This window comes from Pseudomonas monsensis (assembly GCF_014268495.2).
In the GTDB taxonomy this organism is placed as follows: Bacteria; Pseudomonadota; Gammaproteobacteria; order Pseudomonadales; family Pseudomonadaceae; genus Aquipseudomonas; species Aquipseudomonas monsensis.
Window position 1 is genome coordinate 1,481,993 of record NZ_CP077087.1, and the last position, 22,021, is coordinate 1,504,013.

At 60.4% G+C, this 22,021-nt stretch carries 19 protein-coding genes; 17 read left to right on the forward strand and 2 right to left on the reverse strand.

Translation table 11 applies throughout. The features are described 5' to 3' along the window. Positions 1–69: 69 nt before the first annotated feature. Positions 70–1,557 (reverse strand): gamma-aminobutyraldehyde dehydrogenase, encoded by a 1,488-nt coding sequence (locus tag HV782_RS06315; RefSeq protein WP_186745070.1) that lies wholly within the window; start codon positions 1,555–1,557, stop codon positions 70–72. A gap of 100 nt (positions 1,558–1,657) precedes the next feature. Next, positions 1,658–2,572, reverse strand: coding sequence for a LysR family transcriptional regulator (locus HV782_RS06320; RefSeq protein ID WP_123464995.1), 915 nt, complete (start codon positions 2,570–2,572; stop codon positions 1,658–1,660). 219 nt (positions 2,573–2,791) lie between these two features. Between HV782_RS06320 and HV782_RS06325 the strand changes: the two genes are divergently transcribed. The 17 genes from HV782_RS06325 (at position 2,792) to HV782_RS06405 (ending at position 21,863) form a co-directional block, all read left to right on the forward strand. Then, a complete protein-coding gene (locus tag HV782_RS06325; RefSeq protein ID WP_123464997.1) occupies positions 2,792–3,514 on the forward strand; it encodes a tellurite resistance TerB family protein in 723 nt (240 codons plus the stop codon). 272 nt (positions 3,515–3,786) lie between these two features. Beyond that, entirely contained in the window at positions 3,787–4,884 is a 1,098-nt protein-coding gene (locus HV782_RS06330) for an acyltransferase family protein (protein WP_186745072.1), read from the forward strand. After that, positions 4,881–5,969, forward strand: a complete 1,089-nt coding sequence (locus HV782_RS06335) for an acyltransferase family protein (protein ID WP_225931061.1) — start codon at positions 4,881–4,883, stop codon at positions 5,967–5,969. The genes HV782_RS06330 and HV782_RS06335 overlap by 4 nt, the downstream gene beginning before the upstream one ends. A 278-nt stretch (positions 5,970–6,247) precedes the next feature. Next, complete coding sequence (locus tag HV782_RS06340) at positions 6,248–7,870, forward strand: methyl-accepting chemotaxis protein (protein ID WP_186745076.1); 1,623 nt, start codon at positions 6,248–6,250, stop codon at positions 7,868–7,870. Continuing rightward, positions 7,870–8,388 (forward strand): chemotaxis protein CheW, encoded by a 519-nt coding sequence (locus HV782_RS06345; protein WP_186745079.1) that lies wholly within the window; start codon positions 7,870–7,872, stop codon positions 8,386–8,388. Before HV782_RS06340 ends, HV782_RS06345 begins: the two co-directional genes overlap by 1 nt. After that, a complete protein-coding gene (locus HV782_RS06350; RefSeq protein WP_186745081.1) occupies positions 8,385–9,656 on the forward strand; it encodes a CheR family methyltransferase in 1,272 nt (423 codons plus the stop codon). Before HV782_RS06345 ends, HV782_RS06350 begins: the two co-directional genes overlap by 4 nt. Further along, positions 9,653–10,336 carry a chemotaxis protein CheW gene (locus HV782_RS06355; RefSeq protein WP_123465008.1) on the forward strand — a complete coding sequence of 228 codons (684 nt, stop codon included), beginning with the start codon at positions 9,653–9,655 and terminating at the stop codon, positions 10,334–10,336. Before HV782_RS06350 ends, HV782_RS06355 begins: the two co-directional genes overlap by 4 nt. Then, positions 10,333–12,609 carry a hybrid sensor histidine kinase/response regulator gene (locus HV782_RS06360; protein ID WP_186745083.1) on the forward strand — a complete coding sequence of 759 codons (2,277 nt, stop codon included), beginning with the start codon at positions 10,333–10,335 and terminating at the stop codon, positions 12,607–12,609. Before HV782_RS06355 ends, HV782_RS06360 begins: the two co-directional genes overlap by 4 nt. After that, positions 12,606–13,616, forward strand: coding sequence for a chemotaxis response regulator protein-glutamate methylesterase (locus HV782_RS06365; protein WP_123465012.1), 1,011 nt, complete (start codon positions 12,606–12,608; stop codon positions 13,614–13,616). The genes HV782_RS06360 and HV782_RS06365 overlap by 4 nt, the downstream gene beginning before the upstream one ends. Before the next feature lie 48 nt (positions 13,617–13,664). Then, entirely contained in the window at positions 13,665–14,666 is a 1,002-nt protein-coding gene (locus HV782_RS06370) for a response regulator (RefSeq protein WP_123465014.1), read from the forward strand. Between the two features lie 313 nt (positions 14,667–14,979). Next, a protein-coding gene (prfB, locus tag HV782_RS06375) for a peptide chain release factor 2 (RefSeq protein ID WP_099758102.1) occupies positions 14,980–16,075 on the forward strand; the annotation gives its coding sequence in 2 pieces (ribosomal slippage) (positions 14,980–15,051 and positions 15,053–16,075; 1,095 coding nt in all). A 114-nt stretch (positions 16,076–16,189) separates the two neighbouring features. Then, positions 16,190–17,692, forward strand: coding sequence for a lysine--tRNA ligase (gene lysS / locus HV782_RS06380; protein ID WP_003222049.1), 1,503 nt, complete (start codon positions 16,190–16,192; stop codon positions 17,690–17,692). A 105-nt stretch (positions 17,693–17,797) separates the two neighbouring features. Beyond that, a complete protein-coding gene (locus HV782_RS06385) occupies positions 17,798–18,511 on the forward strand; it encodes a TetR/AcrR family transcriptional regulator (RefSeq protein WP_123465016.1) in 714 nt (237 codons plus the stop codon). Positions 18,512–18,673: 162 nt separating this feature from the next. Next, positions 18,674–19,228, forward strand: coding sequence for a hypothetical protein (locus tag HV782_RS06390; RefSeq protein ID WP_186745085.1), 555 nt, complete (start codon positions 18,674–18,676; stop codon positions 19,226–19,228). Between the two features lie 24 nt (positions 19,229–19,252). After that, positions 19,253–20,530 (forward strand): flavohemoglobin expression-modulating QEGLA motif protein, encoded by a 1,278-nt coding sequence (locus HV782_RS06395; protein ID WP_123465022.1) that lies wholly within the window; start codon positions 19,253–19,255, stop codon positions 20,528–20,530. Positions 20,531–20,631: 101 nt separating this feature from the next. Beyond that, positions 20,632–21,537, forward strand: coding sequence for an alpha/beta hydrolase (locus HV782_RS06400; protein WP_123465024.1), 906 nt, complete (start codon positions 20,632–20,634; stop codon positions 21,535–21,537). After that, complete coding sequence (locus HV782_RS06405) at positions 21,534–21,863, forward strand: PA3694 family proteiin (protein ID WP_034154859.1); 330 nt, start codon at positions 21,534–21,536, stop codon at positions 21,861–21,863. Before HV782_RS06400 ends, HV782_RS06405 begins: the two co-directional genes overlap by 4 nt. Positions 21,864–22,021 lie beyond the last annotated feature (158 nt).

Sequence of the window (22,021 nt, forward strand, 5' to 3'; positions counted from 1 at the left end):
GCAAGCTCCAAGCTCCAAGCTGCAAGACACAGCGGATTTGCTTTTAACTTGCGGCTTGTAGCTCGCCGCTTAAAGCTCCCGGCTATGCCGGGCCATGATGTGTCGCACCACGCTGTAGTCCTGCAGCGAGTCGCTGGACAAGTCTTTGCCGTAACCCGAACGTTTCAGTCCGCCGTGGGGCATTTCGCTGACCAGCATGAAATGGCTGTTGATCCACGTGCAGCCGTACTGCAAGCGGGCGGCGACCTGCATCGCCTTGTCCAGATTCTGCGTCCACACCGACGAAGCGAGGCCGTATTCCGAATCGTTGGCCCAGTCGACGGCCTGCGAAAGCTCGTCGAAACGGGTCACGGTGACCACCGGGCCGAACACTTCGCGCTGGACGATTTCGTCAGTCTGTTTGCAACCGGCGAGCAAGGTCGGTTGATAGTAGAAGCCGGCACCGGAATGCACCGCCGCACCGGTCACGCGCTCGATGTGTGGCTGACCGAGGGCGCGTTCGACGAAGCTGGCGACGCGGTCGCGCTGGCGGGTGCTGATCAGCGGGCCGATCTCGTTGTCGGCATCGCGTTTACCGGCGAAACGCAGACTACCGACGGCGGCGCCGAGTTCGGCGACCAGTTTGTCGTGAATCCCGGCCTGCGCGTAGATCCGGCAGGCGGCGGTGCAGTCCTGGCCGGCATTGTAGTAACCGTAGGTGCGCACGCCTTCGACCACCGCTTGAATGTCGGCGTCATTGCAGACAATCACCGGCGCTTTGCCGCCGAGTTCCAGATGCGTGCGTTTCAGGGTTTTCGCCGCAGCCTGCAGGATCTTCTGGCCGGTGACGATATCGCCGGTCAGCGAGACCATGCGCACCTTCGCGTGGCCGACCAAATGGCTGCCGACGCCTTCGCCGCCACCGCAGATGATGTTGATCACTCCACGCGGCAGGATTTCGGCCAGTGCTGGCGCCAGTGCGAGGATCGACAACGGCGTGTGTTCGGACGGTTTGAACACCAGCGTGTTGCCGGCGGCGAGGGCCGGGGCGATCTTCCACGCGGCCATCATGATCGGGTAGTTCCACGGCGCAATCGAGGCGACCACACCAATCGGATCACGGCGCACCATGCTGGTGTAGCCCGGCAGGTATTCGCCGCTGAGCTGACCGGTCTGGCAGCGCACGGCGCCGGCGAAGAAGCGAAACACATCGACAGTGGCGGTCAGATCGTCCTGACGCGCCAGGTGCAACGGCTTGCCGCAGTTCAACGATTCGAGACGGGCGAGGTGGTCGGCGTGTTTTTCAACGGCGTTGGCGATATCGAGCAACAGGTTCGAGCGTTGCTGCGGTGTGGTGCGCGACCATTCGGCGAAGGCGCGATGGGCGGCGAGGATGGCGGCTTCGACCTGCTCAGTGCTGGCCTCGGCGATGTGCGTAAGGATTTCTCCGGTGGCCGGGTTGAGAATCGGTTCGACAAAACCCTGCCCGGCGACCAGTTCGCCGTCGATCAACAACGCGGTACACATCGGGGTTTGCGCGCCAGCCATTTTCCGCGATCTCTTTTCTTGTGTGGCCATTGTTGCTCCCGTACCCGGGAGCCGACCGTCTTATAGATGCAGCAAGACTAGTGCGCGGCTCCGAGGTCGACAAATTCTAAATACTGAAGGTGGCATTCGATTAAATAGATGGCTTGCGTCCACCGTGGGGTTGTTCGCGGGCGACGGTGAGGAAGGGGTCTACCAGTGCCGGCCGCGCGGTGCCGCGACGCCAGGCCAGCCCGACGTCAAGGGTCTGGTTAAGGTCGGCGATTGGTCGCGCTTCGATGATGTCGCCCTCCAGTGACCATGGGCGATAGGTCATGTCCGGCTGAATCGACACACCCAAACCGGCGGCGACCAGGCTCCGCACGGCCTCGGTGGACGCGGTTCTCAGGGTGATCTTGGGTTGCAGCCCGGCGCCACGCCATAGACGCTGGGCATTGCGATCCATCTCGTCGACGTTGAGCTGAATCAGCGGCTCGCCGGCGACGTCGGCGAGGTTGATGCTGTCGTGTTCCAGCAGCGGATGCTGGGCCGGTAGCCACAAACGATGCGGTGAATGAGTCAGCACTTCCGTCTGCAAGGCATGGCGGTCTTCAAGGTTGGAGAGGATCAGCACGCCGACATCTATCTCGCCGCTGACCAGCAAATGCTCGATGTAGGGGCGTTCATCTTCCATTACCCGAATCTCCACGTTGGGATAGGCACGTTGGAAACGGGTGAGCAAATCCGCCAGGTAATAACCGGCGACCAGACTGGTCACACCGACGATCAACTGTCCGGCGACCTGATCGGTGCTCTGTTGCAGGCTGCGCTTGGCGTTATCCACGGTGGCCAGAATCAGGTGCGCCTGGCGCAGGAATTGATGACCTTGATGTGTAAGGGTCATGCCCTTGGCGTGCCGGCTGAACAGGCTGACACCGATTTCCTCCTCCAGTTGCTGGATCGCTAGCGTCAGGGTCGATTGGGAAATGAACGCGGTTTGCGCAGCGGCGGAGATCGAGCCCGTTTCGGCCACGGCGATGAAGTGACGGATCTGACGCAGGGTCATCATGAGAAGGGTACCCAGTGGGCGGTTTTTATAGATTGGCCTGAGTGTATATCTGTTTTTTAGATGCAGAGTGGGGCTGCTTCGCCGCCCAGCGGGAACAAGTTCCCTCGCCACAGAGGCGTTGAGCAACATCTGGAAGCACACTCGAACGCCGGGCGGAGGCACTTTCGATCTAGGCTGAGGGCCTTGTAGATCCGGATAACCCCTGTTTGGAGGCGGAACATGAACACCCGTGGATTACTCGATCAATTGCTCAAGTCTGGCCAGGATCTGTTGCAGAACAAGGCCGGCGCGGCGCAGAACAAATCGGCTGCCGGCGGTCTGGGCGGTTTGCTTGGCGGTTCTTCAGGCTCCGGCGGCCTCGGTGGCTTGCTCTCCGGCGCGGGCGGTGGTGCCTTGGCGGCGGGTGCCATGGGCTTGTTGATCGGTAGCAAAAAGGCCCGCAAGGTCGGTGGCAAAGTCGCGGTTTACGGTGGTCTCGCTGCGTTGGGTGTGCTCGCCTACAAAGCCTACGGCAACTGGAACGCGCAGAAAGGCCTGACCCCGCAACGTGAGCCGCAGACCCTCGATCGCCTCCCTGCGGCGCAAGCCGAGCAACACAGTCAGGCCATCCTCAAAGCCTTGGTTGCCGCCGCCAAGGCCGACGGCCACATCGACGATCGTGAACGCCAACTGATCGAAGGTGAATTCACCAAGCTCGACAACGACCAGGAACTGCAGCACTGGCTGCACGCCGAGCTCAACAAACCCCTCGACCCGACGGATGTCGCTCGCGCTGCCAGCACGCCGGAAATGGCCGCTGAAATGTACATCGCCAGCGTGATGCTGGTGGACGAGGAAAACTTCATGGAGAAATCCTATCTCGATGAATTGGCGCGCCAACTCAAACTTGAACCGGGGTTGAAAACCGAGCTTGAAAAGCAGGTGCGACAAGCGACCCAGTAACCTTTCAGGTTTCATCGCGTTAAGGTCAATGCCGACCAGTCATTGACCTTCGCGAACGGGGGCTTGTTGGCTCAGCCTTTGTGATCCTCATCGCAGGGTTGACCCCAGGCATCCGTTGGCGTCCTGCACTAAAAACCAGAAAGCAGAAAACCGAGGCCATGAAGTGAGTCCTCGGATAAACGTCCGTCGCTTTTTTGGGGTTCTTCCGAATACCAGTTCGGGAAACTCGCTCAACGGAGCAACATCCACTGAAGAAGGAATCTTCAAGCAAAATGGTCAGCCCCCATCGTTTGACTTACCTCGATTCTGTCAGAGCTCTGGCAGCATTGGCGGTGGTCATTTCTCACTATATTGAAAGAACACCGCTGTTCAATTGGGCGATTTTCGATTACTTCCGTCCCGGTCAGTTCGGCGTGGTGGTTTTTTTCATGGTCAGTGGTTTCGTGATCCCGTTCAGTTTCAAGGACGGTCCGGGAAAAACCAGGCGTTTCATACTTTCAAGATTTTTCAGGCTGTACCCTGCCTATTGGCTTTCAATAGTGCTGGCCTGTGTTGCCATTGCTTTTTTTGTTTCGGGCGAACTTGATCGGGCGAGAGTGCTGGCGAATGTCACCATGCTTCAAACGATGATCGGATACTCCAACTTGTTTGGCGTGTATTGGACTTTATTTGTCGAGTTGGTCTTTTATGGACTGTGTATTGCACTGAGCCTGGTCGGGTTGCTGGGGCATCTCAAAGCACGCTTCTGGTTGGCGATAGCGTTGCTGATGCTCTCGCTGGTGGGGGCAGCAGGTCGCTATTATTATGCGCTCCCGGCCCCCGTCGGAATCTTGTCATCGCTGTCGTTGATGTTGTTTGGGGGATTGTGGCGTAACTTTCAGATTGATCGGGATCCCAAGGCAGAACGCTACAGTTTCATCTGGATTGCTGTATTCGTTATCGCCTTTCCGATCATTGCACTGTTGGCCTACGATGTTGATCAAGGGCTGCGAGAAAGTGCCTGGAATTTTATCGGCAGTTATTGGGCTGCGCTGCTGTTCTTCATGTTAACTACCACGGTATTGAAGCTGGAAAACCGGATGCTCGCCTTTCTCGGGGCGATCAGTTATTCGGTCTACTTGACTCATCCGTTTTTTCTGGAGTTGGCTGACTCGAAAGTTAATTTGCAAAACGGTTTCAATCTTCCCGTCTTTGTTCTTTATTGCCTGGGCACGCTTGTCCTCTCATCGCTTTGTTATTTTCTGATAGAGAAACGCTCGATCGGATTGGGGCGGCAGATCAATGCGCACCTCGATGCACGGTTGACGCGCAGGAGTGCGATCAGCAGAGCGAAGGCATCAGCACTCGAAGCGGGAGTTCAAGTTGATTGAATACATTAACTTTCGCTGATAACGGGGCAGGAAGCCCACGGTGTCGACTGACGCATCTGGATGCCTTAAGGGGCATCGCTGCAATGTTGGTGGTGGTCGCACACTTCATTGAAAGAACCCCGCTCAAGGACACGTTTTTTTTCACCTGGGTGAACCTGGGGCAAGTGGGCGTGGTGATCTTCTTCTTGCTCAGCGGGATGGTCATTCCCTATAGCCTGAAGGAGGGGCGGCACGCGCTGGCGACTTTTGCCGTTTCCCGGTTTTTCAGGTTGTACCCGGCGTACTGGTTTTCCATTGCACTGGCGGTTGCGAGTTTGGACTGGTTTTTATCGACGCCTGTATCGCTGTCGACTGTGTTGATCAACATGACGATGTTCCAGGCTGTTCTGAAAACACCGGATCTGTTCGGCGTTTACTGGACGCTGATCATCGAGATGTTTTTCTACGTGGCCTGCGCGGCGTTATTCAGCGTGGGACTTCTGGGCAAAGCCTGGGTGCGATTCGGCGTGGCAATCGGCCTGCTGGCCGTGGCGCTGATCTTTGCGATCGGCAGATTCTATCTGGCCAAAAAGATCCCCGTAGCGCTGCCGTTGTGTCTGTCGATCATGTTTTTTGGCAGTCTGTGGCGCGACGTCAGCCTTGGCGTGGCGGACTCACACGTTCGCCGATTGGTCGCTGTCTGGCTGGCATTGTTTGTGGTTTTGCTTGTGCCTATATGCCTGCTGGCTTACACCACCGACCATGGGTATAAGGAAAATCCGTTCACTTATCTGATCAGCTACTTGATCGGTATGGCCTCTGCGCTTGTCGTGACCTTGTACCTGCGCAGAACCCTCAAGAGCCTGACGTTTCTGGGCACGATCAGTTATTCGGTGTACCTGATACACCCATTTTTTCTGGAGTGGGCGGCGTACGCGACAGACATGCGAGCCCAATTCAATGTGGGGGTTTTTCTGAGCTACCTGGTAGCGACGCTGGTGCTGGCCAGTTTCAGTTATGCCTTGCTGGAAAGGCCAAGTATCGGCATGGCAAGAGCGATCAATGCGAGATTGCAGGGAAGCTTCAGGCAAAGAGCGCAGGCCTGAGACAAACTGCAATTCCCGGTAAAAGTGGGCCTCGGTTTTTGTTTACAGCCTCAACATGCGATTACGTTTTCGGCCGCGCAACACCCGCTATGGCCGATCCGTCGCCCCTTTTTGCCATTACCCCACTGGCACGCCAGCCCCAGATTGGCGGACAGTCCCATTCCAGAGCCGCCCGCCAAACCCTGTCGGTGGGGCCCGAGGGTTGAAAAGCGTCTTATAAATGAAACACCGCCCTCGGCTATACTCCCCGCATTTCGACTTAGGCACGAGGAATCACTGTGAAGAACTGGACGTTGCGCCAACGCATTTTGGCGAGCTTTGCGGTGATTATCGCCATCATGCTGCTGATGGTCGTCGTCTCGTATTCACGCTTGCTGAAGATCGAGGCCAGTGAAAGCAGCGTACGGGACGATGCGATTCCTGGCGTCTATTACAGCTCGATGATTCGCGGTGCGTGGGTCGACAGTTACCTGCAGACTCAGGAACTGCTGGGCCTCAAGGAAGGGCAGGGCATCAGTAGCGAAGACGTGGCCGACTACAAGGCGTTCGAGAATCGCCTGCAAGAGCAGATGGCCAGCTATCGCAGCACCATCACCACCGACGAGGACCGTATCGAGTTCGCGGCATTCGAAAAAGATCACGACGCTTACATGCAGATCCAGGATCAAGTGCTTGATTTGCACAAACGCAATCTGGAAGTCGAGGCGGTCAAGCTGTTCAGCGAGAAGCTGACCCCTGCGTGGTACACCGGCCGCATGAAACTCAATGACATCATTGGTGAGAACAAGAAAGTCGCTGATCAGGCCATGGCCAACATTGATGAAGCGGTGGCCGCGGCCAAGGTCAGTATGTTTGTCTCGCTGCTGGTCGCCGTCCTGGCAGCCGGTGCCTGTGGCCTGCTGCTGATGCGCGCGATCATGGCCCCGATGAACCGCATTGTGCAGATCCTGGACATCATGCGCACCGGCGACTTGAGCAGCCGCCTCAACCTTGAGCGCAAGGACGAATTCGGCGCAGTGGAAACCGGCTTCAACGACATGATGACCGAGCTGACCGCGCTGGTGTCTCAGGCCCAGCGTTCATCGGTGCAGGTGACCACCTCGGTGACCGAGATTGCCGCCACCTCCAAGCAACAGCAGGCCACCGCCACCGAAACCGCGGCCACCACCACCGAAATCGGCGCGACCTCCCGTGAGATCGCCGCCACCTCGCGGGACCTGGTGCGCACCATGACCGAAGTGTCCACCGCTGCCGATCAGGCCTCGGTGCTTGCCGGTTCCGGCCAGCAAGGCCTGGCGCGCATGGAAGACACCATGCACTCGGTGATGGGCGCGGCCGATCTGGTCAACGCCAAACTGGCGATCCTCAATGAGAAGGCCGGCAACATCAATCAGGTGGTGGTGACCATCGTCAAAGTTGCCGACCAGACCAACCTGTTGTCGCTCAACGCGGCGATCGAGGCGGAGAAGGCTGGCGAATACGGTCGCGGTTTCGCCGTGGTCGCCACCGAAGTGCGGCGTCTGGCGGATCAGACCGCCGTCGCCACCTACGATATCGAGCAAATGGTCCGCGAGATCCAGTCGGCGGTGTCCGCCGGGGTGATGGGCATGGACAAGTTCTCCGAGGAAGTGCGCCGCGGCATGGCCGAAGTGCAGCAGGTCGGCGAACAACTGTCGCAGATCATCCATCAAGTGCAGGCGCTGGCACCGCGCGTATTGATGGTCAACGAGGGCATGCAGGCCCAGGCCACCGGGGCCGAACAGATCAACCACGCGCTGGTGCAGTTGGGCGACGCCAGCAGCCAGACCGTTGAATCGCTGCGTCAGGCCAGTTTCGCCATCGACGAACTGAGCCAGGTGGCCGTCGGGCTGCGCAGCGGCGTTTCGCGATTCAAAGTCTGATGAGCGAAATCACCGCCAAACGCGGCGCTGCGCCGGTGGCGAAACGGGCGTTGTTCCTGCTGTTTCGGATCGGCAACGAACGCTACGCCTTGCGCGCCACCGAGGTGGCGGAAGTGCTGCCGCTCCTGCCGTTGAAGCCGATTGCCCAGGCGCCGAACTGGGTTGCCGGGGTGTTTGCCTATCGGGGTGCAGTGGTGCCGGCGATCGACCTCAGTGCACTGACCTTCGGCCATCCCGCCGAGGCGCGCACCAGTACGCGGCTGGTGCTGGTGCATTACCGCCCGGATGCACTGCAACCGCCGCGCTGGCTGGGGCTGATCCTTGAGCAGGCGACCGACACGCTGCGCTGCAACCCTGAAGATTTTCAGCCGTATGGCCTGGACAATCGTCAGGCGCCGTACCTCGGCCCGGTGCGCGAAGATGCCCAGGGGCTGGTGCAGTGGGTGCGGGTCAACGACTTGCTGGATGACGCGGTGCGTAGCCTGCTGTTTCCGGCGCCGCTTGAGGCGCAGTCATGAGCAGCGACCAGCGGTTTTTCGATTTCCTCAAGGAACGCATCGGTCTGGATGTCACCTCGGTCGGGCCGGCGATCATCGAGCGCGCGGTGCGCCAGCGCACCACGCTCTCGCAAGCGGCGCACAGCGATGAATACTGGCAACTGCTGCAAGGTTCGCGTGACGAACAGCAGGCATTGATCGAGGCGGTGATCGTCCCCGAAACCTGGTTTTTCCGTTATCCGGAATCCTTCGCCACACTCGGCAAGCTGGCGCGCAAGCGTCTGGACGAATTGAACAACATGCGCGCGCTGCGCATCCTCAGCCTGCCGTGCTCGACCGGCGAGGAGCCCTATTCGATTGCCATGGCCTTGCTCGATGCCGGCCTCAAACCCCATCAGTTCAAGGTCGACGGCATGGATGTCAGCCCGCTGTCGGTGGACAAGGCGCGGCGCGCGCTGTACGGCAAGAACTCGTTTCGTGGTCAGGATCTGGACTTTCGCGAGCGTCATTTCACGGCCGAGCAGGACGGCCATCGGGTCAGCGATGCCGTGCGCGAACAGGTGCGCCTGCAGGCGGGCAATGTGCTGGATCCGACACTGCTGGCCAGCGAGCCGCCGTTCGACTTTGTGTTCTGCCGCAACCTGCTGATCTATTTCGATCAGCCGACCCAGCAGCAGGTTTTCGCCGTACTCAAGCGTCTGACTCACGTCGATGGCGTGCTGTTCATCGGTCCGGCCGAAGGCAGTCTGCTCGGGCGCCTGGGCATGCGCTCGATCGGCATTCCGCAGTCGTTTGCCTTCAGTCGACACAATGATCCGGCACCGGAACTGCTGTCATTACCGACCCCGACGCCATTACCCGTGCGTCAACCTTTGCGCAGTCCGCCACCACCGCCAGTGCGCCCGCGTCCGTTTGCCAGCGTTGCACCGTTGCCGGTCAGCAGCAAAAGCGCCAACCCGGACGCGGCGACCTTGCTCGCCAACATCGCTGCGCTGGCCAACGAAGGCAAGAGTGCCGAAGCCCGTGCGGCATGCGAGCAGTTCCTGCGCAGTCACGAACCGGTGGCGCAGGTGTTCTATTGGCTCGGCCTGCTCAGCGATGTTTCCGGCTCTGCACTCGAAGCCCAGAGTTATTACCGCAAGGCCTTGTACCTCGAACCGCAACACCCTGAAGCGTTGATGCACCTGGCCGCGTTACTCCAGGCCCAGGGCGACAGCGCCGGCGCCAGACGATTGCAGGAGCGCGCCGCGCGCAGCGGCCGCACCGCCGACAGTGAGCGTAAACGATGATCCCGTCCGACACCTTGAACGTCACCCACGAAGACGCCCGGGCCATCGACGATTGCTGGAACCGCATCGGTATCCACGGCGACAAGTCCTGCCCGTTGCTGGCCGAACACATTCACTGCCGCAATTGTTCGGTGTATTCCGCCGCCGCCACGCGCCTGCTCGACCGTTATGCGTTGCAGCAGGACGAACGCGACCCGGTGGCGACCACCGTCGAAGCCGAACTGAAAACCCGTTCGTTGCTGATGTTCCGTATCGGCGAAGAATGGTTGGGTCTGGCGACTCGCAGTCTGGTGGAGGTCGCGCCGTTGCAGGCGATTCACTCGTTGCCGCATCAGCGTTCGCGGGCCTTGCTGGGTGTGGCCAACGTGCGCGGCGCGCTGGTGGCGTGCCTGTCGCTGGTCGAATTGCTCGATCTGGATGGCAACGCCGCACCGGCCAATGGCGCGCGGATCATGCCGCGCATGCTGATCATCGCCGCCCACGGCGGGCCCGTTGTGGTGCCGGTGGACGAGGTCGACGGCATTCATGCCATTGATGAGCGGATCCTCGACGCCGCTTCGCAATCCGCTGCGCAAGCCAATGCCAGATACACACGTGGCGTGCTGCAATTTCGCGGGCGCAGCCTGCGTTGGCTGGATGAAGAACAGCTGCTGTCCGCCGTGACCCGGAGCCTCACATGACCCCCGAGCAAATGCGCGACGCTTCCTTGCTGGAGCTGTTCAGCCTCGAAGCCGAAGCCCAGACCCAGGTCCTCAGTGCCGGGCTGCTGGCGCTGGAACGCAACCCGACCCAGGCCGATCAACTCGAATCGTGCATGCGTGCGGCGCACTCGCTGAAAGGGGCGGCGCGGATTGTCGGCATCGACAGCGGTGTCAGCGTCGCGCATGTGATGGAAGATTGCCTGGTCAGCGCGCAAGAAGGGCGCTTGCTGCTGCGCCCGGAGCACATCGACGCGCTGTTGCAGGGCACCGATCTGTTGATGCGTATTGCCACCCCGGCCAATGCTCCGCAACCCACCGATATCGAAACCTACGTGGCGCTGATGGCGAGCCTCGCCGACCCCTCGGCTGCACCGGCAACGTTTGCCGCTGCGCCGATGGCCGAGTTGCAACTTGAAGCGCCGCCGGTGCCTGCGCCCGCTCCCGAGGTTCCGCTCGAGCCCGCTGAACCCGCGCCGCGCAAGAACAAGCGCACCACCGAAGGCGGCGAGCGGGTACTGCGGGTCACCGCCGAGCGCCTGAACAGCCTGCTCGATCTGTCGAGCAAATCCCTGGTGGAAACCCAGCGCCTCAAACCGCATCTGGCGATCATGCAACGCCTCAAGCGCATGCAGAACAATGGTCTGCGCGCGCTGGAAAACCTCAACGTGCATTTAAAGGAACACGCGCTGAGTCTTGAAGCGCTGGAAGCCCTGGAAGATGCGCGACGCCTGCTCGCCGAATCCCAGCAACTGCTGAGCGAGAAAAACGCCGAACTCGACGAGTTCGCCTGGCAAGCCAGTCAGCGTGCGCAGGTGCTCTACGACACCGCGCTGGCCTGCCGCATGCGGCCGTTTGCCGACGTGCTCACCGGTCAGGTGCGCATGGTCCGCGACCTGGGGCGCAGCCTCGGCAAACAGGTGCGGCTGGAAATCGAGGGCGAGAAAACCCAGGTCGACCGCGATGTGTTGGAAAAACTCGAAGCGCCGCTGACCCATTTGCTGCGCAACGCCGTCGATCACGGCATCGAAACCCCGGAGCAGCGCCTGCTCAAGGGCAAACCCGAAGAAGGCCTGATCCGCCTGCGCGCTTCCCATCAGGCCGGTCTGCTGGTGCTGGAATTGAGCGATGACGGCAATGGCGTCGATCTGGAAAAGGTTCGCCGCAGCATCGTCGAACGGCAGTTGTCGCCAGCAGAAACTGCGGCGCAGTTGAGTGAAGAAGAGTTGCTGACCTTCCTGTTCCTGCCCGGTTTCAGCCTGCGCGACACGGTCACCGAAGTCTCCGGGCGGGGCGTCGGCCTCGACGCGGTGCAGCACATGGTCCGCCAGTTACGCGGAGCGGTGGTGCTGGAGCAAACGGCGGGCGAGGGCAGTCGCTTTCATCTGGAAGTGCCGCTGACGCTGTCGGTGGTGCGCAGCCTGGTGGTGGAAGTCGGCGACGAAGCGTACGCCTTTCCACTGGCGCACATTGAACGCATGTGCGACCTGGTGCCGGACGACATTGTGCAGGTCGAAGGGCGTCAGCATTTCTGGCACGAAGGCCGGCACGTCGGGCTGGTCGCCGCCAGTCAATTGCTTAACCGCCCGGCCAGCCAGAACAGCGGCGAAACCCTTAAAGTCGTGGTGATCCGAGAGCGCGATGCGATTTACGGCGTCGCGGTCGAACGCTTCATTGGCGAACGCACCCTGGTGGTGTTGCCCCTCGACGAGCGTCTGGGCAAAGTCCAGGACATCTCCGCCGGGGCCTTGCTCGACGACGGTTCGGTGGTGTTGATCGTCGATGTCGAGGACATGCTGCGCTCGGTGGACAAGCTGCTCAACACCGGACGCCTGGAACGCATTGCCCGCCACGGCAATCAGGCGGCGGAAGCTGCGCGCAAGCGGGTGCTGGTGGTGGACGACTCGCTGACCGTGCGCGAACTGCAACGCAAACTGCTGCTCAATCGCGGCTACGACGTGGCCGTCGCGGTGGACGGTATGGACGGCTGGAACGCGCTGCGTTCGGAGGACTTCGATTTGCTGATCACCGACATCGACATGCCACGCATGGACGGCATTGAACTGGTCACCCTGTTGCGCCGCGACAACCGCCTGCAATCGCTGCCGGTGATGGTGGTGTCGTACAAGGATCGTGAAGAAGACCGACGCCGTGGACTGGACGCCGGGGCGGACTATTATTTAGCCAAAGCCAGTTTTCATGACGACGCTCTGCTCGATGCAGTGGTCGAGCTGATCGGAGGCGCGCGGGCATGAAGATCGCAATCGTCAACGACATGCCGATGGCGGTGGAAGCGCTGCGCCGGGCGCTGGCCTTCGAGCCGGCACATCAGGTGGTCTGGGTCGCCAGAAACGGTGCCGAGGCGGTGCAACTGTGCGCGCAAAACACTCCGGACCTGATCCTGATGGACCTGATCATGCCGATCATGGATGGTGTCGAAGCCACTCGGCGGATCATGGCGGAAACCCCGTGCGCCATCGTGATTGTCACGGTCGACCGCCAGCAGAATGTGCACCGGGTTTTCGAAGCCATGGGCTACGGCGCGCTGGATGTGGTCGATACCCCGGCTCTCGGTGCCGGCAATGCCCAGGAAGCCGCCGCGCCGCTGTTGCGCAAAATCCTCAATATCGGCTGGCTGATCGGCGAGAAAACCCCGCGCTCGCGTCCGGCGCCGACTCCCCCGCGCAGTTCGGCTTCGCGCCAGCGGCTGGTGGCGATCGGTTCGTCGGCGGGCGGGCCGGCGGCGCTCGAGGTGCTGCTCAAGGGCCTGCCGCGCGATTTCTCGGCGGCCATCGTGCTGGTTCAGCACGTGGACCAAGTGTTCGCTGCCGGCATGGCCGAATGGCTGGCCAGCGCCAGCGGCCTCGACGTGCGCCTGGCCCGCGAAGGCGAGCCGCCGCAGGCCGGCGCGGTGCTGCTGGCCGGCACCAATCACCATATTCGTTTATTGAAAAACGGTACGCTGGCCTACACCGCCGAGCCGGTCAACGAGATTTATCGGCCGTCGATCGACGTGTTTTTCGAGAGCGTCGCCAGTTACTGGAACGGCGACGCCGTCGGGGTTTTATTGACCGGGATGGGACGCGACGGGGCGCAAGGGCTTAAGCTCATGCGCCAGCAGGGTTATTTGACCATTGCGCAGGACCAGCAAAGCAGTGCGGTGTACGGCATGCCCAAGGCCGCTGCGGCTATTGATGCCGCTGTGGAAATCCGTCCACTGGAAAAGATAGCGCCACGATTGCTGGAGATTTTCCCCACATGAACAGATTTATCCGCAATCCTGGCTCCCGCAGTACACAGGTGACCGCCCATGAGTGACTTACAGATCGACGACATTAAAACCGACGAAAACGCCGCCATGGTGTTGTTGGTGGACGATCAGGCGATGATCGGCGAGGCCGTGCGCCGTGGGCTGTCGAACGAAGAGAACATCGACTTCCACTTCTGTTCCGACCCGCATCAGGCCATTGCCCAGGCCGTGCGGATCAAACCGACGGTGATCCTCCAGGATCTGGTGATGCCCGGCCTCGATGGCCTGAGCCTGGTGCGCGAATACCGCAATCACCCGGCGACCAAGGACATTCCGATCATCGTCCTGTCGACCAAGGAAGACCCGCTTATCAAGAGCGCGGCGTTTTCCGCCGGCGCCAACGATTATCTGGTGAAGCTGCCGGACACCATCGAACTGGTGGCGCGCATCCGATATCACTCGCGCTCCTACATGACCCTGTTGCAACGGGATGCGGCCTACCGTGCGTTGCGGGTCAGCCAGCAACAGTTGCTCGACACCAACCTGGTGCTGCAGCGGCTGATGAACTCCGATGGCTTGACCGGGCTGTCCAACCGCCGGCATTTCGACGAATACCTGGAGCTGGAATGGCGCCGTTCGCTGCGTGATCAGAGTCAGCTGTCGTTGCTGATGATTGATGTCGATTACTTCAAGTCCTACAACGACACCTTCGGCCATGTCGAGGGTGACGAGGCCTTGCGCAAGGTCGCCACGGCGATCCGCGACGCCAGCGCCCGGCCGTCGGACCTGCCGGCGCGTTATGGCGGTGAGGAGTTCGCGCTGGTGCTGCCGAACACCTCGCCGGGCGGCGCGCGGCTGGTGGCGGAGAAACTGCGCCAGACCGTGGCGGCACTGAAAATTCCGCACAACACTCCGGCGGAAGGGGCGAGCCTGACGATCAGTATTGGTTTGGCGACGATGGTGCCGCAGGCGGGGAGCGATTGCCGGTTGCTGATTTCGGCGGCAGATCGTGGGTTGTATCTGGCGAAGAACAGCGGGCGTAATCAGGTTGGTATCGAGTAACGGCTGACCCTCACCCCAGCCCTCTCCCGGAGGGAGAGGGGGCCGACCGAGGTGTCCTTGGCCCTGCATCAACCAGGAAGACCTCGGCGATTCCGGATTCGGCAAAGCCATTTCAAGTCGGCGTACCTCCCCAATATCCCCCAATCGGTTCCCTCTCCCTCTGGGAGAGGGCTAGGGTGAGGGTTGGCAATCTCCACTCAGGCAGAAATCTCAAGCCATTCACCCCCCCACACCCGCCAGACGGGCTGCCGTGACAGCGTGATTACGTTATACTCGCCGGCTTTCAAAAGTTCGCCAACGAGTGCTGCCCGTCATGGAAATCAACCCGATCCTGAACACCATCAAGGACCTGTCCGAGCGCTCCGAAACTATTCGGGGGTATCTTTGACTACGATCAAAAGCATGAGCGTCTGACCGAGGTCAATCGCGAGCTTGAAGATCCGAGTGTCTGGAACAAACCTGAATACGCCCAGGAACTGGGCCGCGAGCGCGCCGCGCTGGCGCAGATCGTCGACACCCTCGACGAACTGAACGGCGGTCTGGCCGATTGCCGCGACCTGCTGGACATGGCTGTCGAAGAAAACGACGAAGGTGCAGTGGGCGATGTCGTCGCCGAACTGGCCCGTCTCGAGGAGAATCTGGCCAAGCTGGAATTCCGCCGCATGTTCAGCCACGAGATGGACCCGAACAACGCCTACCTGGACATCCAGGCCGGTTCCGGCGGCACCGAAGCCCAGGACTGGGCCAACATCCTGCTGCGCATGTACCTGCGCTGGGCTGACAAACGCGGTTTCGACGCGACCATCATGGAACTGTCGGCCGGTGAAGTCGCCGGTATCAAAGGTGCGACCGTGCACATCAAGGGTGAATACGCCTTTGGCTGGCTGCGTACCGAGATCGGCGTCCACCGTCTGGTGCGCAAGAGCCCGTTCGACTCCGGCAACCGTCGCCACACCTCGTTCTCCGCGGTGTTCGTCTCGCCAGAGATCGACGACAAGGTGGAAATCGAGATCAACCCGGCAGACCTGCGGATCGACACCTATCGTTCCTCCGGTGCCGGTGGTCAGCACGTAAACACCACCGACTCGGCCGTACGTATCACCCACGTACCGACCAACACCGTGGTCAGCTGCCAGAACGAACGTTCCCAGCACGCCAACAAGGACACCGCCATGAAAATGCTGCGGGCCAAGTTGTACGAGCAGGAAATGCAGAAGCGCAACGCCGCATCCCAGGCCCTGGAAGACACCAAGTCCGACATCGGCTGGGGTCACCAGATCCGCTCCTACGTGCTTGACGCGTCGCGGATCAAGGACCTGCGCACCAACATCGAACGCAGCGACTGTGACAAGGTGCTCGACGGCGACATCGACGAATACCTGGAAGCCAGCCTGAAATCAGGGCTGTAAAAGACGCAATACAGCATCGGCTGATTCAACCCGATCCCTGTAGGAGCCAGCCCAGCTGGCGATCTCCGGGCCGCCAGGCCCGGGGGCAACGAACCTGATGGAATATCTAAAGACATGAGCGACCAACAACTCGACCCGCAAGCCCTGCAACAGGAAGAAAACTCCCTGATCGCCCTGCGCAAGGAAAAGCTGGCTGCCGAGCGCGCCAAGGGCAATGCCTTCCCGAACGACTTCCGCCGCGAAAACTACTGCGAAGATCTGCAGAAGAAGTACGCGGACAAGACCAAGGAAGAGCTGGCCGAGGCTGCAATTCCGGTCAAGGTTGCCGGTCGCATCATGCTCAACCGTGGCTCGTTCATGGTGATCCAGGACATGACCGGTCGCATCCAGGTCTACGTCAACCGTAAGACCCTGTCCGAAGACACCCTGGCCGCCGTGAAAACCTGGGACATGGGCGACATCATTGCCGCCGAAGGCACCCTGGCGCGTTCCGGCAAGGGCGACCTGTACGTGGAAATGACCAACGTGCGCCTGCTGACCAAGTCGCTGCGCCCGCTGCCGGACAAGCACCACGGCCTGACCGACACCGAACAGCGCTACCGTCAGCGTTACGTTGACCTGATCGTCAACGAAGACGTGCGCCAGACGTTCCGCGTGCGTTCGCAAGTGATCGCGCACATCCGCAGCTTCCTGATGAAGCGCGACTTCCTCGAAGTCGAAACGCCGATGCTGCAGACCATTCCGGGCGGCGCTGCGGCCAAGCCGTTCGAAACCCACCACAACGCGCTGGACATGGAAATGTTCCTGCGTATCGCGCCTGAGCTGTACCTCAAGCGTCTGGTGGTTGGCGGTTTCGAGAAAGTGTTCGAGATCAACCGCAACTTCCGTAACGAAGGCGTTTCGACGCGTCACAACCCTGAATTCACCATGTTGGAGTTCTACCAGGCTTACGCCGACTACGAAGACAACATGGACCTGACCGAAGAACTGTTCCGTGAACTGGCGCAGCTGGTACTGGGCAGCACCGACGTGCCGTACGGCGACAAGGTGTTCCACTTCGGCGAGCCGTTCGCCCGTCTGTCAGTGTTCGACTCGATCCTCAAGTACAACCCTGAGCTGACCGCCGATGATCTGAACGACATCGACAAGGCGCGCGCCATCGCCAAGAAAGCCGGTGCCAAGGTGCTGGGCTTCGAAGGTCTGGGCAAGCTGCAGGTGATGATTTTCGAAGAGCTGGTCGAGCACAAGCTGGAGCAGCCGCACTTCATCACTCAATACCCGTTCGAAGTGTCGCCGCTGGCCCGTCGTAACGACGAGAACCCGAACGTCACCGACCGTTTCGAACTGTTCATCGGCGGCCGTGAAATCGCCAACGCCTACTCCGAGTTGAACGACGCGGAAGACCAGGCCGAGCGCTTCATGGCGCAGGTGGCCGACAAGGACGCCGGCGACGACGAAGCCATGCACTACGACGCCGATTTCGTGCGTGCGCTGGAGTACGGCATGCCGCCAACGGCCGGTGAAGGCATCGGCATCGACCGTCTGGTGATGTTGCTGACCAACTCGCCGTCGATCCGCGATGTGATCCTGTTCCCGCACATGCGACCGCAAGCGTAAACGTTTCAGTTGAAAAGCCGCCTAAAACAGGCGGCTTTTTATTGCCTGTCTGGTACAAATGTATCAGTTGGTTACTTTTGAAATAGCAGAGGAAGTCCAGTCGTGATGGTTGCAATTGCTCAAGAAGGTGCAGCGGGTATCGCCACTGCGGTCGCTGAAAGTGTTCAGTACCAGGGCCGCAAGGCCAGCCGACAGGGCAGCGAGCAGCGTCGCCAGGACATTCTCGACGCGGCGATGCGCATTGTCGTGCGTGACGGCGTGCGGGCTGTGCGCCATCGCGCGGTGGCGGCCGAGGCTGGTGTGCCGCTGTCGGCCACCACTTATTACTTCAAGGATATCGACGACCTGCTCACCGATACCTTCGCCCAGTATGTCGAGCGCAGTGCGGCGTACATGGCCAAGCTGTGGATCAACAACGAAGGACTGCTGCGCGAGATGGTGGTCAGCGGCGACGGCAGCCCCGAGTCACGCTCGCAACTGGCCGATAATATTGCGCGGCTGATGGCCGATTATGTGCACCGGCAACTGCTCAACCGTCGCGAGCATCTGATGGCCGAGCAGGCCTTCCGCCAAGAGGCGCTGCTCAACCCGCGTCTGGCGGATCTGGTGCGTTCGCATCAGCAGATTTTGCTGCAGGGCACCTGCCAGTTGTTCCAGGTGCTGGGCTCGCGCGAACCGCAGCAGGATGCCAAGGTGTTGACGGCGATTATCGGACGGATGGAATATCAGGGCCTGCTCAACGACGCCGAGCCTTTGGCCGAACAGGACATGCTCGGCATTCTGACGCGCTACATGCACCTGGTGCTCGCGTCGGTCTGACCCTCTGGGGGAAACACCTGACCCTGCGGGAGCGAGCTTGCTCGCGAAGACGGACTGACATTCAACATTAATGTTGGCAGTACCACCGCTTTCGCGAGCAAGCTCGCTCTCACAGGTTCAGTGGTGTATTCGAGGGTGGCGAATGTTCATAGGGAGTATTGAATGAAAGCCTGGTGTGGCGTGCTGATCGCCTTGTCGTTCCTGCTGCTCAGTGGCTGTCTGGTGACCTTCAAGGAGCCGCTGACCGCCAGTGACCCGGCGCCCAAGGGCCTGCTCGGCAAATGGTCGAGTACCAATGCCTGGGGCGAACCGATGAACCTTGAACTGACGCGCCTGGGCAAGGACCGCTATCAGGCTGTCACGTACTTCAAGGCCAAGCCCCGCGAACGCGAAGCCTATCCGTTCACCGTTTCGCGCCACGGCAGCCGCTGGTATCTGTCGGCGAAAGTCCCGGCGCAGTACGGCGGCCATTACACCATCGCCGGTTTCGAGCTCACCGATAAACACGAACTGGTGATCTACAACCTCGATCTCGAACAGATCAATCAAGCGATCAAACAGAAAGCCCTCGACGGTCAGGCCTTCCAGACCGACGATGGCGACGGCGTGCAGGTCGACAGCAACCTGGACAAGGTCTTTGCTTACCTCGACGATCCGGCCAATTCCGATGTGTTCGTCGAAGCCGCGCGCTATCAGCGTCAGGCCCGCGTCAAATAATTCAGTTTTCTACAGGAGTTTCGGGTGGACGATTACCAGCAGACGATACGCACGCTGTCCGATCGCATTGTGCTGGCGCAGACACCGATCCGCGTCCTCGATGCGGTGAAGTGGGACGAAAACATCCGCAAGGGCTTTCTCAAGGCCAAGGGCAAGGAAATGCCGGCGGTGGATCGCGACTACTACCTCAATCGACCGCTGTCCTTCGATTCGAGCAAGGTCAAGCTGGAGTTCCAGAACATCGAGCGTGACATCACCCGTCAGCTCGGTCAGTTCAACCCGGTCGGGCAGATCATGCGCCGTATGTGCAAGGAATACCGCATGGTGGTGCGCATGCTCGAAGCGCGCGGCACCGAGGATTTCGGCCTGATCTCCCAGGAACTCTACGGCGCCGCCTCCGATGCGTTTCACGCCGGCGACCCGACCCTGGCCGACCTCGGCCTGATGATGTCCGACTACCTGAACAACATTGATGGCCGTGGCGACCTGAAGGACGAGCCGAAGATCCTCACCGCCAAGGATGCCGTGCACCTGCTGCAAACCCGTTTGAACAAGGTGTTCGGCGAGGCCGAGGAAACCATCCGCGTGTTCGAGTCCGACGGCATCGTGGCTGACGCGGCGGCAGGCGCCGACTACATCAAGATCCGCACCGACGCGCTGTTCAACGATCGCGATGTGCGCGCACTGGAAGTCCACGAAGGCCTGGTGCACGTCGGCACCACGCTCAATGGCTTGAACCAGCCGATCTGCACTTTCCTGTCCAAAGGCCCACCGTCGTCGACGGTGACCCAGGAAGGCCTGGCGATTTTGATGGAGATCATCACGTTCGCCTCCTACCCGAGTCGCCTGCGCAAACTGACCAACCGCACCCGCGCCATTCATATGGTCGAGGAGGGCGCGGATTTCCTGCAGGTGTTCGAGTTCTTCCGCGAGCAGGGCTTTGAAATGGCAGAAAGTTACGGCAACGCCAGTCGCGTTTTCCGTGGTTCGACACCGACTGGTCTGCCATTTACCAAAGACTTGTCCTACCTCAAGGGCTTTATCATGGTTTACAACTACATTCAGTTGGCCGTGCGTAAAGGCAAGCTCGAGCAGATTCCGCTGTTGTTCTGCGGCAAGACCACGCTGGAGGACATGCGTACCCTGCGTCAGCTGGTGGATGAAGGACTGGTGGTGCCGCCGAAGTATCTGCCGGAGCAGTTCCGCGATCTGAACGCGTTGTCGGCGTGGATGTGTTTCTCCAACTTCCTCAATCACTTGAGCCTGGACCGGATCGAGGCGGATTACTCCAATATCCTCTGAGCCAACATGCAAATCCTGTGGCAGCTGGCAAGCCAGCTCCCACAGGGTTATTTGTTTTTCTCTGGATCGTATTGCCAACTTCTGTTGCGAGGTTTCACCGGATGAGAATCCTCGGCATCTTTTGCCTGCTCCTGACCCTCGGCGGTTGCAGTTCGCTGTTGTTCTACCCCGAGCCCGGCCAGATCTTTACCCCGGAAAAAGCCAAGCTCGAATACCGCACCGTTACCCTGACCACCGCCGACGGCCTCAAGCTGAATGCCTGGTGGCTGCCGGCCAAACCCGGTGTCGAGGTCAAAGGCACAGTCCTGCACCTGCACGGCAATGGCGGCAATTTGCCGATGCACCTGGGTGGCAGTTGGTGGTTGCCGAAAAACGGCTATCAAGTGTTGCTGGTGGACTATCGCGGTTACGGTTTGTCCGAGGGCGAGCCGAGCCTGCCGGCGATCTATCAGGACATCGACGCCGCATTCGCCTGGCTCGACCAGGCGCCAGAGGTCAAAGGCAAACCGCTGATTCTGCTGGGGCAAAGTCTCGGTGGTTCGATGGCCGTGCATTGGCTGGTGCAGCACCCGGAGCGGCAGAAACAACTCAAGGCCTTCGTCCTCGACGGTGTACCCGCCAGCTATCGCAGCGTTGGCCAGTACGCCCTCAGTACCTCGTGGCTGACCTGGCCGTTCCAGGTGCCGCTGTCGTGGCTGGTGCCGGACGGCGACAGTGCAATCAATTCGATGCCGCAGCTCAAGGGCGTGCCGAAACTGATCTTTCACAGCATCGACGACCCGCTGGTACCGCTTGCCAATGGCATCCGTCTGTATCAGGCGGCACCGCCTCCGAGGGTGCTGCAGCTGACCCGTGGCGGCCACGTGCAGACCTTCGGCGACCCGGTCTGGCGCCAGGTGATGCTGCGCTATCTGGAAGATCCCGAACACTTCAATGGCCTGCGCCGTCTCGGCGAAATCCCGAATTATCCGCCACCTCCGAATTCTGAAGATGAGAGTCCGCAATGACTGAAGAACGTAACGCCATCCCGCTGATCATCACCGGTATCTGCAGCATCCTCGGCACCGTCGGGGCGCTGTGGTACTACGGCTACCTGCACTTCGCCAAGCCTGAGGATGCGTTGCTGCTCAACGAATTCACCATGCTCAAGACCGTGCCCGGCGAGGACTACAAAGTCTCGCTGGACCCGGCGCCGCAAGTCGCGCAGTGCATTGACGGGGTGCTGGTGCTGTTCGACACCGAGCAGAAAGGCCTGACCGGTGTGTTGATCAACGCGCAGAAAAAAGCCGTGCGCTGCATGGGGGAGGAGACTCCGCAGAAGCTGGAACAGTGATTCTGCAGGTTCAGCCCTCACCCTGAGGCTGACCGAATTGTCTTTCGCTAGACGCCGACCTGAAGGATTGTGTCGATTATGGATTCGGCCAGGCACTTTCAGGTCGATGTATTTCTTGGGCATCCCCCCTTCGGCTCCCTCTCCCTCGGGAGAGGGCT